Below are 12,445 nucleotides of genomic sequence, written 5' to 3'. Positions count from 1 at the left end.
ATCCTTAAGATGGCAAAATTTGAGACAGGCGTTTGCGTTTTGGCTTATCAGGCTCTTCAATAATGACACCAGGCAACCGTAAATCTGGCTTACTTTCAGGTTCCTCTGGCGGCGGCAATAAACGATCTGGGTTGGTAGATATTAGGTTTGCCAATGCGTTCAATTTAAAACCCATATGCAACAAGCCGCACAGTGCACCATAGCCATAAACGCGACAGTCCAGCGCTTCGTTAGCCCTGCCTGCTGGCAATTCCCAAACGCTATACCGTTGGCCGGCTGCCTCTTTCATCACCAAACGCTCGGCAGTCAACTGTGTGAAGTAACCGATGTCACGATCGGTGGAGTAGTGCATGTAGCCCGGGCCAGGGTTTTCTATATGTAGTCGCGACCGAACCGAGTCCTTTGCCGAGTTAACACCTAGGATTATCGGCCTGTACTGGCTCTTGCTCCGCGCCGTTGGCCGCTTGTTAGGCCAGATCGGTGAACGTTTACCTCCTGTCGCAGATTCCCCCTTGATAGCCCAAACACGGCGCCCTAGGCGCGCCTTGGCAAATTCATACACCTTTTGGGTATGGTTGCCGCCGGAGTCATGGCATGCGGCCATAATCTTGAAACCCCGGCCATCGGCCCGGCGCCATATTTGCTGCAGGTAGGCATCTAAACGTGTCCAGGGTTCTGCAGTTTCCAGATCCCCCTCTATGACGTCATAGGCGACTGACCAACTTTCCTCGTCCTTACCCCATCCGATCACTTCAATTTCAAGGCGATCTGCCTGTGTATCAATGCCAGCCGTGAGAACCGCGACACCATCAGGAACCTCGGCTTCAAAAACCTCGCGCCTGGCAAGCAGGACATCAACCGGAAGAAGCTTTCCATAGTTTGGACGGTGTGGCAGCCCCATCTGGGTATTCCACCAAGCCAGCTCTTTATCAGGGTCGCCTTTGGCGCGCAGGTACTTTTCCGCTATATCGGAGGGTTTATCTTTTTGCCATGGGCTGAATAGCTTTGATGCCTGGTACCCGGCGTGGATATTGTCCACCCCTAAAGCGCCACAAGTAGGGCAAACAGCACGATGCACCGCGTGGCGATCGGATGCCGACCACTGCCATACCCGCCCCACGGCGGTCTGATCGTCGGTATGCCAAGCTTGCTCATAAATATTTAGTGGGACATGGCGCTGACCGCAGCATTCGAACGGCTTGGTTTGATGCCACTGAATTGTTCGCAGCGCCCGGAGACGTTCGCCTTCAGACCAGCCAGCACCACAGCTTTCACAATGAAGCATCGCCGCTTTTGTATTGTGCTTATCCCCTTCAGATGGCCAATGGACATGTTTAAAGAAATCAGGGAACTGGCGATGCCCGCAGTGAGGACAGGCAATCGAGGCTCGACGTTGATCGGAGTCTGCATAGCTGGCCGCAATTCGGCTTTCGTCCTCTACCGTCGGCGAACACGCACGAACAGATAGCCAATTAAGGCCAAAAGTAGCGGTGCGTTCTTCAGCCAAGGTAATAGGATCACCCTCACGGGTAATCGGATATTTATCAACCTCATCAGCAAGCAGAACGCGGATTGGTCGCCGCGCCAGGTTATCTGGACTACCAGCACCAGCCAGGGCAAGAAAGCCACCCGTGAATGATTTATACAGCAATGTCTCTTTCGAGTTTTTCTGCTTATTACCGCCGACCAACCGCCTTAACGCTGGGGTAACCCTTATCAGCGGGGTGATACGCTCTTTGGAAAATTGCTCCGCCGCATCCTCTTTGGGTTGGAGCAACAGCATCGGGCAAGGGTCAAGATGAGCAAAATAGCCAAAGAGGTTTTCCAGTAATGCTGTTTTCATGAGCTGGGTACAACACATCACCGTGATGATGTGTACCCCTGATTCTGTGGCGGCCAACATGGGGCCACGAGCGATCTCTACGGTCGATGTTTCCCAGTCCCCAGACGTACTACCTGCCTCTTTCGCCAACTTACGAAATTCGTCAGCCCAGTCAGGCACACTGATCCGGGGTGGAGGGGTCCAGGCCTTGCGAATGCTTAGGGTTAATCGATCATGTTTCGTCTGCGTTAAATTCAGGTTCGCCGAGGCCGGAGATGTGTTTATGGACATGCTCTATTAACACCTCGGTCATTCTATCGGCGGGAACATCCAGATCAGCCGCCATCAAGGGAGCCACCCGTGAAGGCCAGTTCATCCAGGCGTCTCGCTGTTCCCTAAAAGCGGCAAATAGAACCGCCTCAGCTACAGACAGCTCCACCAGTTGCCCATCCTCTTTTTCGAACTCCAGCTTTGTTAATAACGCCAAATAGTTCTCTTTTACTCTGCTGGCTTCTTCCCGAGACATCTTTGCGCCGGATGCCAACATGATCTGTTTTACAGTTGCTTCCGTGCTGTCATCGTCAGTTGAAGCAGCCGAAGCGATAACTGGCTTTTTCTTTGCAGCATTTTTCGCCCGCGGATCTTTGCTATCACGCAAAGCCACCAAGGCTTTATCGCTCGCCTCAACGTCAATCAATTCACCATCGAGAACAATATATTTGCCCGCTTTAATCCAGCGACCGACGGTCTTGCGATCAACACCGGCATGCTTGGCATAGTCAACTTGCGTCATCGTGGTCATGGGACATTCCGCATCAGTGGGACATTGGGACATCGGTGTGGGACATTTTTTTGTGTCCCACGTAAATGTCCCACCCGGAAAATCAGGAAAACTCCGCTGGGATGCGGGTTAGCGAGAAATCCACTTGTGGGACATGGGACACAAAATGAAAAATATTTAGCTGGTGAAACTGCACGGCGCGCAATGCCCGTGCTTTACAAAAGTGCTAGGAAGGACCCATTTTTTTCTGTGGCTTACGGTATCGACGTGACCGCATTGAACCCCTGAGTGATGATGGCATGTACCGCATCGTTGATAGCTTGAACGTTAAGATCTCGCGCAGAGCGACATTGATATAGCAATCTGGAAAATGGCGTTGTTGGAACCGGATGAATATCGCGCCTTCTAATCGGATCATTCAAGCTGATCATGTGACCAACCTTAAGGATATTTTTTCGCTCATCAACCGCTTCTGGCACAACACGAGATGAGATGACGCATACGCAGCCATTTTCTCCGCGCCTAACTGTAGTTTTAATCGGCTGTTCCGAAAGAAAAATTTCGAGCATGACTATTCCCCTTGTTTATTTTGCTGTTCGCATCGCCTCAGCCATTGCCCTGCTCAGCTCTGTCGGCATCAGTGCACTAGCCATAGCCTGCGCCCGATCGAAGTAACCAAGTGTCGGTTTGACCGGCAGCGTATCACCAAACTGGATCAGCAGCTTTGGCGCTGGCATCTTCATGCGTGGCTGCCTTGTGCCGTTGGCAGAGCGCTTGCGCCGCTTCTTACCCTTCTTGCCTTTCTTGACCTTGGTACGTTGCCACACGCCGTTTGCACCACCAACTGCCCCAACAAATACATCAGGCTTGGCTTTAAGCTGTGTCATCTTATTGCGCGTCAAATTGCCGTATTTGTTCAACTTAATGTTCTTGGGGTTTAGCAGCGCCTGGCTGTTCAGTTTGTGCTGGCCACCGAACTCGAATGGCTCCAAGTAGCTGGCAGCGGTATCCATCACGAACACCTTGGCCGTGAGGCTACTCTTTCGGGCGCCAAACGATCGAACAGAATTGACTGTGAAAGGCGTGGGATTATCAAGCTGTCGCTGAAATGCGGTTTTCTGGGCATCCGCTATCTTTCTAGCAACAGCAGTCAACGCCTGCGCAGTAGCAAAAGGCACCTGTTTTTTAATCTTCTGCAGTTGTGCAGACAGCTCTTTTAAACCTGCCATGAACCCTTCCTGTAATGCTACTTACTGGAGTTATCCCTCTGCCACTTAATCAGCCCATCCACACGGGATGCGCACACGTCCAACTCGTTCTGCGCCACCTGTAACGCAATGACAGCATCCCCAAACGTGGTGCCGGTGAACGGCGTTTTCTCGCAGACCTGCGTATATACAGCTGGTGGGTACACGTAAATCAACCGTGGGGCCGGTGCTGGCTTACCCCTCTCTGCGCAGGATACGGAGAGCATCATCAGGCAAGCGCTGGTTATTGCAGCCGCTATGCCCCAGCGCCTCGCGCAACGTTCCGTTTTCAGCATCGGCCTTGGCCCTCTTCTGCTGTTCAAGCTTTAACTGTTCTTCGGTAGCCCGCCGGTCAGCGCCAGCGGCATCCTTGAGCGCAGTGATTGTCCCGTCACGGTCATTCACCGTATCAGTTAGCGCTTTGTTGTCCTTCTGCGCAGCCTTCAAGTCGTCTGATAGCGAAGAGGCATACCAGCCAAGGGAGATCACTACCACAATGAACGCGGCCAGCATTGCCAAGATTGACTTTGTCACTTGTCTATCCCCCAACATGCTAGCTCGGCTTCCTGATCGCGCCGCAATACCTGACCGAAGCAGTTATTCGAACGGATCCGGCAATCCCGCCCACGGTCATATATCCAACGCCGGATTTCGCGGCAGGCGCCGATCCGGTCACCAGCATTCAATTTTTTATAGAACGTCGAGGTAAAACATTTGGCGGGGCCGATATTCCAGGGGCAAAAAGAGGCGATGCCCACTTTCTGCGGTTCGGTCAGCGTTATCTTGATGTTGCGATCTACCCAGTCGAGCGCTTTTTTCTGCTCTGCTGCGTCTATCTGCTTGCACTGTTCTGCCACGAGGCGCATGCCTTGAACAACTTTTTTACCGTTGACCGTCGTCACACCACCGCAGATCGTCCAGATGCCGACGCCGTCCTGGTAGGCAACCAGCCGCTGCCCTTCTTTCTCGTCTTGGAATTGCGCCATCATTACCGGGGCGGATACCCCACCGGCGATAAGCAGCAGCATGGCGGCACTGAGTTTGCTTTTTGTAGAAGGCATCAGTCACCCTCGATCAGATTTACATCGTGAGCAGAAATCCCCTTTGCGGAGCGGTCGATCAGGTACATTTTTAACAATTTCTCTCGGCGGCACTTAAACCAAACGCTTGTTATGCAGCCAATGACTGAGCAAAGGATGCCGACGATGATGCCGATCACCATCCACTCAGCGGGCGAGAAATGGTTAACAACTCCAAGTACGGCGCCGATGAGCCAACCAACATGCGTAGCGTTATCAGCTGTTTTTTCCAGCATGTTTCTCATCCTTCTCCCCTTGCCGGGGCTGGCCCGATCGGCGGGTGATAGATATGGATTAGCCGCCCGCCGTAGTCACTCAGGGAAAGTAATGTGTTTGCAATGGTTGACTGTTTTGGCGGGTTGCTAAATGGAAAAGCCCTGGATGCACCAGGGCCGATTTGGGGACATAAAAAAACCCGCTCATCGGCGGGCCTCTATTCGATTATTAATCGCGGTTGTGTAAGCGATAGAATTTGCTCGTATTCCAGATTAAGCACTCGTTTCTCCTTCTTCCGCTCATGCATCAGGCGGCTGCCAAAACGGCCTTTAACTTCAGAACGAGCTGCCTTGATAGCGTGGCGTTGCTGGGCCTCCTCTCCCATTGACTGCCAACGAGTAAGCTGCTCGGCCATCCAGTTGAAAGCGTTGATATAGCTTTCTTTCACCGCCGCAGCCGCTTCACCTGTAAATCCCATGATCAAGAAGATGCACCCATCCTTGGTCATATTGTACATTGGTTGGATTTCGCCATTTTTATCAATAAAATCAGCAGGCTCAAAATTGAGCCGCTTAAATTGTTCCGAACACTTCAACTCACGAATGGCACGAATCACGTTCTTGTGCCGCTTATTAAAGTGCTTTGCAACTAATACGGAGGTGGTGACCACCTTTCCATGGATTGCCATCACCATTTGCTTAAAGTCGAACTTGGGGATCACTGTTACTTGTTTCATGCGTGTTTCCTTTCAGAAATGAACCCTTGTCGCCCAGGAAACCAGCCCAAGAGGGTACGCCTACCACTACTGGCATCCTCAAAGGCTCATTTCTGAACAGGTTCTTGGCGGGGTTTAGCACCGGCGCGGTGCTGGATACAAAAAAGCCCCGACAGAAGTCGAGGCCTAAAATGCAAAAACCCGCACAATGGCGGGTTCGATTTGTAATGACCTATACAACTCAGGCCATTATGGAGAATTTACGTGCAATTATTAATTTTTTCAAGAGGCAATAAAAAACCTGCGCTTTGGCAGGTCATCAGATTGAAACTTCTCTACAGCATAAAGCCTTTTACTACTTTCATTTCCCATTTTCAAGATTTTTTTCAAAACTGCCTGTGGGGATCAAAAGTAAGCACTAATATCACACTACAACACTTTTTGCGGACGCACTAACGATTTAAGCACGTTACTACACTTATTTCGGGCCGAGGTAGCAATTTCGCACACATGGAATACACCACCACTATGTGTACATCCCTATAAGCAAAAAGACCTGCCGAAGCGAGGTCTTTGCACCAATTGCAATATTGGCAAAATATCAAAATCACACTAAATATGACCTGTTTTGTTCGGTTTTGCAAGTATCACGATGCTAAATGTTTTGATCGTGATTTGATCCTCTTGTCTGCCGTCCACTTTAACGATCCCGCATCCAATGCTTCTACAAGGGATAGCAAGGTATTCCAGTGCGCGCCGTAGGTTTCCGACCATGTTGATTTGCTCACCCCTGATAGCTCCGCCAACTTGGTATGGCTATATTCCTTTGGATATCCTTTTATCTCACTGGCCACGACCTGCACGGCCAATAGCGTCAGGCTCTGCAACCGCAGCTTTACCTTCTTGCTGACCTTGGCCGGGCATTGGGCTGAAAATTGCGCCCAAATGTAGGGCACCACCAATAGCTGATTATGGTGATAGCTATAGTCGCCATAGCAATAGCGGATCCATGCTTCCTGGTGCGTTTCAAGAACGGAAATCGCCCGGCGCCATGAGCTGGTGCAATATGTCAGCTCTTCAATCGGCGGGAAGGGTTTCGCCCGGGTGCGGGTCTCCGGGCAATGAATAGGATCGGTCTCCGGGCACACCTTGCGGTTGCCAACTACCACAGTACGGTGGCGCTGGCGTTTGAACCGCGTGGTGTGCGCCAGTGCCGCACCCTCGAATGCTGCCAGTTGTCCTTTGGTCATCCCATGGATATCGGCCAGGGCCAACGATACAGCGCCGCGAACATACTCCAGATATTGCTGATTCATTTTTTTGCCCCGCGCTTGTTTGCTGTGACGATTGCCCCGATGCCGTACGCCCGATCTAGCGTTCTGGCCAAGTGATAGAGTTGGCTGCCGTGTTCTGCTTCCCATGCGGCCACATTGTCATGCAACTTGTTGTGACACTCCCTGGTGAGAGGGATGGCGAATATGTCGTGTGGCTTGGTGCCCGTGCCGCCGAAGCCATGATCGATGATGTGGTGCGGGTCATCTGCCGGACGCCCGCAGCCGCAACAGCACACTTGCGATTTAACCCACTGGGTGTACTTCTCGCACTCCCAGCGCTTCATCTTCGGTCGCAGCATAAATCCCGCTGGTGGCTCGGGATCGACATCTACCGCCAACACCGGCTTAATCTGCTCGACGTAGTCATTGATGATTTCCGTGGGTGCCCGTTCCCAGACAATATCAGCCTCTTTTCGGGTGCCGGTAGGTACCTCCGCAGGTGGCAGGCGCAAAGAGAGCCTGGCCACGGATTCCGGCAACAGATCGGAGACTTGCACCATCACAGCCCACCAGCACAACTCCGGAAGACTTAGCTGGTGGTTTTCGTCAAAACGGAAGTGCGTTCTGGCTCGGTAAAGGACAAAATCCGCTACGTTCCTGGCCGCCAACGCATCAAGGGTCGGTAGCGTCTGATCTGCAATGGTGTGCTCATGATGCCAACACAGGCGAACAGCGCCGACGCAGTAGCGCAACGTGCTCATGTTCCGATCGTGATAATCGTCAGCGTCAGCATGCCACTGGCACTCATTCGACCGGTCTAGCCAATCCACCAGCGCATTAATGCCACCAGCAGCAGAAAGCACCCGCTCATTGGAGAAGAAAGAAGAAAGGCGCGGATCAGTAGCCAGGTGTTGGTTATCCACTGGCAGCGCGCCAGATGGCAGCGCCTTGAATTCGTGCGGCTCGGTCGATATCAGGATTCGCCCGCCGAACATAGGCAGCAGATCCTTGCCTGGGCGCAATATCACCTGGTTTAGCTCACGAACAACAACCGGCTTTAGTAGCACCCTCATGCAGCACTTGCCTTAGCCAAATGTTCGGCCCATAACCCGGCGATCCACTTAATGCCTTTCGCAGTAAACCGTGATTGAGTAAAGGCATGGTTATTGATCTGATTGGTGCCGGTTTTCACCTCAAACCGGCCTGCGTCTATGTGCTGCTGGTAAGGGGTAAATGTTCCGGAGAGGCGGTACATGATATGTTTTTCATACAGGAACAAGCGGAAGTCCGGCTCTTTGGCTTTCAGCAGCTTGCACACTTGGCGGAATGTCTGTGAACCAGTAGCCTCAACATACCGATCAACAAACTCTACCTTTGGGGCTGCTACAGCAAGCTGACTTTTGAGCCTTTGCTTTTCATCCTCCAGATCAGCGGCAAGGCGCAATGCCTCGGAGAATGTTTGGGGGGTACGCCCCCTCCCTTCCAGCTCCCGCCAGCGATCGACCAGGCGGGCGGTAAATTCAGGGGAAAGTTGGGCAACAACGATAATGCTGTCACGCTTGCCCTTCTCACCTTGGAAAACGTAGTAGCTTACAGGGCGGCCAGCGGTAGGCTTTTCCTCAGTCTGAGGGAAAGCAATTACCCCCTTACTGACAAGGCTCTCTATGGTCCGCTTTACATTATCGTGACGAGACTCTACCAACTCGGCGATCTCCAAGCTGGTCATGGCTAATTCGAGGGTAATAACGGTAGATTGGTATGCGCAAGCGCCACCAATCAGATTAGACTGATTCATGTTCTTTTCTCCACACAAGCTGTTGTACGGTCCCGCCCCGCTATCTGCAAATAGACGGGACCAACCAGCGCATCTCTTACCCCTGCAAGGGTGGATGCGCACGGATCACTATATTGCTTATTTTTCATGATGTCACCTGCCCTCACGTAGCCACCTCGCAGATGCTCAGCTCAACCTTGCCGCCCTTGGTTACCGGCCCCCACTCAGCAGCGATCCGCTTCACCTGCTTGTCATCTACCCATACACCAGCGTGGGTCATCGCATCGAACAGAGCCTTGAAGTAGTTATCCAGATCCCGAGGCGCCTTGTTCGGAGGGCAGAACACCACAGTAACGGCAATATCAGCGGTGATCGGCTTAGGCTGACGGCGCAGTTGCTCCAGCACGCGGGCAATAGCCTCTGTCCGGAACTTGCGGCCTTTTTCGCTGATCAGGTGACGCCCCTTGAGCGCCCCTTTGTTCGGTGATCGCCAGTAGCTGTTCATGCTTGGCGGGAATGGGAGGGTTAAGATCATGCGTCCACCTCCCCAGTAGAAATAATTTCTGGAATATTTTGGGGTTCTGGTTGTTGTTCTTCTGGCTGGAAGTCCTCATAAGTATCTGAATCGGTCTCACCGAGAACTTTAAGCGAGTGGCCAATACGTGCTGCTGCAGTAGTTAAGTGGTCGGGATCCAGCTCAATTCCAATGAAACCAAGCCCCTCTAGCAGCGCTGCTTTGCCGGTACTGCCGGAACCCATGAACGGATCCAGCACTACACCACCAGCAGGGGTGACCAGGCGGCATAGGTAGCGCATGAGATCGACAGGTTTAACCGTTGGGTGGTTGTTTCTAGCGCCACCGGTGCGCCCGGCGCCAGCTCGGGGGTTGTTAATCCCTGCGCTGTCTTCTTTGCGGCCTCCGGTCATTTCGCTTGCTGAGAACGGCACGAACCTTTCCATGCCCTCGTCACGCTCGGATTTGCTGACCTTGGCGCAGTAGAAGAAACGAGCCGCGCTGCCTTGATCACCATGGTGGTAACCCTGCACGCGGTTAATCATGCCGCCGAACTTAACCGGACCGCTGAAACCGTTTTTGGTTGGCTCGGTCCCTTTTACTGGTGCTCTGGCTCCGGCGTTCTTCGGGAACTCGGCGATCACCTCTTCACTTCCATCGTGCAGGACATTCGCAGGCCAGCGGCCAAGCTGATCGGCTTTCCACTCTTCAGCATCTGGGGCTTTTTCATCCCGTACATGCGACAGAAGGCCACCGGCGCCACCGGTTAATGCTTCTTCAGTCGGCACACGGCACAGATCGATATTCAGGGCGCCTGTACCGTATTGGTCAACGTTACCCTCCACTGTCCCTGCCAGCGGCTTACGCGCCATTACGATCGGCTCATGGGCTGGTTTCAGCGCTGTACCCTTCCCTGCATGCTCATCGGTGAGGTTTTTCGACTTTGGGAACCCGCTGCCGTAGATCCACATAAGCTGATCACGGATTTCGAAACCAGCGTCCTCGATGTTCACCACCAGGCGGTGATAGGTGCGTGATCCGCCGAAGGCCAGCAGATGGCCACCAGGCTTCAGAACGCGCAGGCACTCTACCCATTGGGCTACGGTCGGAACCTGGTAATCCCACTTGTTACCCATGAACTTCAGGCCATATGGTGGATCGGTGACGATAGAGTCAACAGAGTTATCAGCCATACCGCGCAACACTTCTTCACAGCGGCCTGCATTGAGTTGATAGATCACAGATGCCCCCTTTCTTTCCCTGCACGGGCATACAGCTTGATTAACCGATACCGGCTTTCGGTGTTCATCCATTCGAGATTGCTAACCCATCCACGTTTCTTGCAGATTTTTCGATAGCTCATGTCCTCCCACCACAACCGCTTCAACTCGCGGATCTTCCACCAACGGCGGGCCTGTTGCAGCATGGCGATCAGCGGGTAAACGTTAACGCCTAAAATCTTCTGTGTTGCTGGTTTCATGCTGCTTTTCCTCCGTTGATCCGCTGCTCACAGTCAGCCCAGATACGGTTCCACGCATTCACGGAGTAACTAGGTTGCATGCCTCGCACTCCCGCATTGCTGGCCTCTGTCCGTACCAGTTGTTCAAGCTCACCAGGGTTCTGTAGGGGCAGACTGCTGCCGATAAACCGGCGATAGGCTGCATCGCGATCGGTGTTGTTTGCCGGGGTGCGGCCCTGTTCTGGCTTTCGGCCCCCGTCATGCCATGCAGTGGCTGCAAGCAAATTACCGGGGAATTTACTTGGCCTGAACATAGTTTCAGGATTCAAGTATTTAGCCCACTCGGTACCCAACCAACGATCAACCAGGTACTCAACCACCAGTTTCAGTTCATCCAGTGAATGGCCATCAACCAGCCGGGCCCGCATGTTCTCCAAGGTGGACTTGGCGGTGGTGTACTTGGCACCGGTCAGAAGGTTCAGATGCTTCAAGACCAAAATGGCTTGGTCAGTGATGTGAATCTCTTCAGAAATACCCTCATCCTGGGCTGCCGCCGCAGGCGGTTGCCCAATAGTGTTTTTATCCTGTGTACTCTCCTGGGTATTCTCTGTGTAATCTCCTGTAGGAAAGTTTGCGGGATCACCTCCGGCTTGTTCGTTGGAGTCGCCCATTCTTGTTTGCTGGCTTTCAGCATTCTTGTTTGCGGCATCACCGCATTCTTGTTTGCGGGATTGCACCAATCCAGATTGCGGGGTTTCCACATTCTGGCAATTCCGCGATCTGGTTTTTTCCTTCGACGTTTTTTTCTGAGGCTTCGTTGTTTCTGTCAGCAGAACCTCTAGGCGGGCAGTATTGATGCGGTAATGCATAGTGGCAGGCACGCCGCGCAGTTCCTCATCCATCACACCTAACGCTACCAGACGTTTACGGGCGGTTTCCTGCTCATCACGAGTTAGCGATGTCTCGGAAGCTATGTCAGCCTGGGTTTTGTACATCCAGCCACCATCCATACGGTTATGCCAGTAAACCAATTGAGAAAGAAAAATGGCTGCGACCGGGCCAGATCTTATCTTCCCTGTCCGCAACTTGGCGAAGGCCGGGTTATAGGCTATTGGCCTGTCAAGCAGCTGTATTAGTGCACTCATAATGAAAACCCGATAAAGCGTGAACGGAAGATGATCATTGCGGTGGTGATCTCCCACGAGTAACCGACCGGGCTGTAGGTAACGGTCTGGTTTTCCTGATCAACCTCGTGGACAAAGACCACAACGTGGTTATTGTCTCGGTAATATGATTCGGCCTGAATGGCTAAAGTCGTCATCAACCGCCCTCCCGCTCACGAGCCAGCCACTTGCCGCTATCTACCACCCAGCGCGCAAACTGGTAGTTGCTGGCGATCCACTGACCAAGTACATTGACCTCATACCGGAACGGCATCGCAGAATTACCGCCAGTCATTGCCCGACAGCGCATTTGCGGTACTGTTGAATTTCTGGTTACAATGCTCATGCGATTATTTCTCCACACACGATTTATTCGCACCCGACGCCCAGAGGCTGCAACC

At 52.7% G+C, this 12,445-nt stretch carries 18 protein-coding genes; all 18 read right to left on the bottom strand.

What is annotated here, in order from left to right:
- Positions 1-4: 4 nt before the first annotated feature.
- The 18 genes from KGP26_RS07575 to KGP26_RS07490 all read right to left on the bottom strand — a co-directional run bounded on the left by KGP26_RS07575 (position 5) and on the right by KGP26_RS07490 (position 12,390).
- Positions 5-2,113, bottom strand: a complete 2,109-nt coding sequence (locus KGP26_RS07575) for a phage terminase large subunit family protein (RefSeq protein ID WP_223665229.1) — start codon at positions 2,111-2,113, stop codon at positions 5-7.
- On the bottom strand, positions 2,055-2,624 hold the full coding sequence (locus KGP26_RS07570) for a hypothetical protein (protein WP_223665228.1): 570 nt from the start codon (positions 2,622-2,624) through the stop codon (positions 2,055-2,057). Before KGP26_RS07570 ends, KGP26_RS07575 begins: the two co-directional genes overlap by 59 nt.
- A gap of 233 nt (positions 2,625-2,857) precedes the next feature.
- Complete coding sequence (locus KGP26_RS07565) at positions 2,858-3,172, bottom strand: hypothetical protein (protein WP_223665048.1); 315 nt, start codon at positions 3,170-3,172, stop codon at positions 2,858-2,860.
- Positions 3,173-3,187: 15 nt separating this feature from the next.
- The gene (locus KGP26_RS07560) at positions 3,188-3,832 is read right to left on the bottom strand and encodes a hypothetical protein (protein WP_223665047.1); all 645 of its coding nucleotides are present in this window, start codon (positions 3,830-3,832) and stop codon (positions 3,188-3,190) included.
- A gap of 17 nt (positions 3,833-3,849) precedes the next feature.
- Positions 3,850-4,077, bottom strand: a complete 228-nt coding sequence (locus KGP26_RS30395; RefSeq protein ID WP_371824946.1) for a hypothetical protein — start codon at positions 4,075-4,077, stop codon at positions 3,850-3,852.
- On the bottom strand, positions 4,046-4,384 hold the full coding sequence (locus KGP26_RS07550) for a DUF2570 family protein (RefSeq protein ID WP_223665045.1): 339 nt from the start codon (positions 4,382-4,384) through the stop codon (positions 4,046-4,048). The genes KGP26_RS30395 and KGP26_RS07550 overlap by 32 nt, the downstream gene beginning before the upstream one ends.
- A complete protein-coding gene (locus tag KGP26_RS07545; RefSeq protein ID WP_059199676.1) occupies positions 4,381-4,911 on the bottom strand; it encodes a lysozyme in 531 nt (176 codons plus the stop codon). Before KGP26_RS07545 ends, KGP26_RS07550 begins: the two co-directional genes overlap by 4 nt.
- Complete coding sequence (locus KGP26_RS07540; RefSeq protein WP_059199675.1) at positions 4,911-5,165, bottom strand: phage holin; 255 nt, start codon at positions 5,163-5,165, stop codon at positions 4,911-4,913. Before KGP26_RS07540 ends, KGP26_RS07545 begins: the two co-directional genes overlap by 1 nt.
- 197 nt (positions 5,166-5,362) lie before the next feature.
- Positions 5,363-5,881, bottom strand: a complete 519-nt coding sequence (locus KGP26_RS07535; protein WP_223665044.1) for a Rha family transcriptional regulator — start codon at positions 5,879-5,881, stop codon at positions 5,363-5,365.
- A 626-nt stretch (positions 5,882-6,507) separates the two neighbouring features.
- The gene (locus KGP26_RS07530; protein ID WP_223665043.1) at positions 6,508-7,176 is read right to left on the bottom strand and encodes a bacteriophage antitermination protein Q; all 669 of its coding nucleotides are present in this window, start codon (positions 7,174-7,176) and stop codon (positions 6,508-6,510) included.
- The gene (locus tag KGP26_RS07525; protein WP_223665042.1) at positions 7,173-8,207 is read right to left on the bottom strand and encodes a DUF968 domain-containing protein; all 1,035 of its coding nucleotides are present in this window, start codon (positions 8,205-8,207) and stop codon (positions 7,173-7,175) included. Before KGP26_RS07525 ends, KGP26_RS07530 begins: the two co-directional genes overlap by 4 nt.
- Complete coding sequence (locus tag KGP26_RS07520; RefSeq protein WP_371824933.1) at positions 8,204-8,929, bottom strand: phage antirepressor KilAC domain-containing protein; 726 nt, start codon at positions 8,927-8,929, stop codon at positions 8,204-8,206. The genes KGP26_RS07525 and KGP26_RS07520 overlap by 4 nt, the downstream gene beginning before the upstream one ends.
- A 142-nt stretch (positions 8,930-9,071) precedes the next feature.
- Positions 9,072-9,443 (bottom strand): RusA family crossover junction endodeoxyribonuclease, encoded by a 372-nt coding sequence (locus tag KGP26_RS07515; RefSeq protein ID WP_223665041.1) that lies wholly within the window; start codon positions 9,441-9,443, stop codon positions 9,072-9,074.
- Entirely contained in the window at positions 9,440-10,663 is a 1,224-nt protein-coding gene (locus tag KGP26_RS07510; RefSeq protein ID WP_223665040.1) for a site-specific DNA-methyltransferase, read from the bottom strand. The genes KGP26_RS07515 and KGP26_RS07510 overlap by 4 nt, the downstream gene beginning before the upstream one ends.
- A complete protein-coding gene (locus KGP26_RS07505) occupies positions 10,660-10,902 on the bottom strand; it encodes a hypothetical protein (RefSeq protein WP_209526991.1) in 243 nt (80 codons plus the stop codon). Before KGP26_RS07505 ends, KGP26_RS07510 begins: the two co-directional genes overlap by 4 nt.
- A complete protein-coding gene (locus tag KGP26_RS07500) occupies positions 10,899-12,026 on the bottom strand; it encodes a conserved phage C-terminal domain-containing protein (RefSeq protein ID WP_223665039.1) in 1,128 nt (375 codons plus the stop codon). Before KGP26_RS07500 ends, KGP26_RS07505 begins: the two co-directional genes overlap by 4 nt.
- On the bottom strand, positions 12,023-12,202 hold the full coding sequence (locus KGP26_RS07495; protein ID WP_223665038.1) for a DUF4222 domain-containing protein: 180 nt from the start codon (positions 12,200-12,202) through the stop codon (positions 12,023-12,025). The genes KGP26_RS07500 and KGP26_RS07495 overlap by 4 nt, the downstream gene beginning before the upstream one ends.
- Entirely contained in the window at positions 12,202-12,390 is a 189-nt protein-coding gene (locus KGP26_RS07490) for a hypothetical protein (protein WP_059199667.1), read from the bottom strand. Before KGP26_RS07490 ends, KGP26_RS07495 begins: the two co-directional genes overlap by 1 nt.
- Positions 12,391-12,445: the final 55 nt, after the last annotated feature.

Origin of the sequence: Serratia sp. JSRIV002 (assembly GCF_019968725.1) — a bacterium.
Lineage (GTDB): Bacteria > Pseudomonadota > Gammaproteobacteria > Enterobacterales > Enterobacteriaceae > Chania > Chania fonticola_B.
This window is presented reverse-complemented; position numbering and strand designations above follow the sequence as displayed.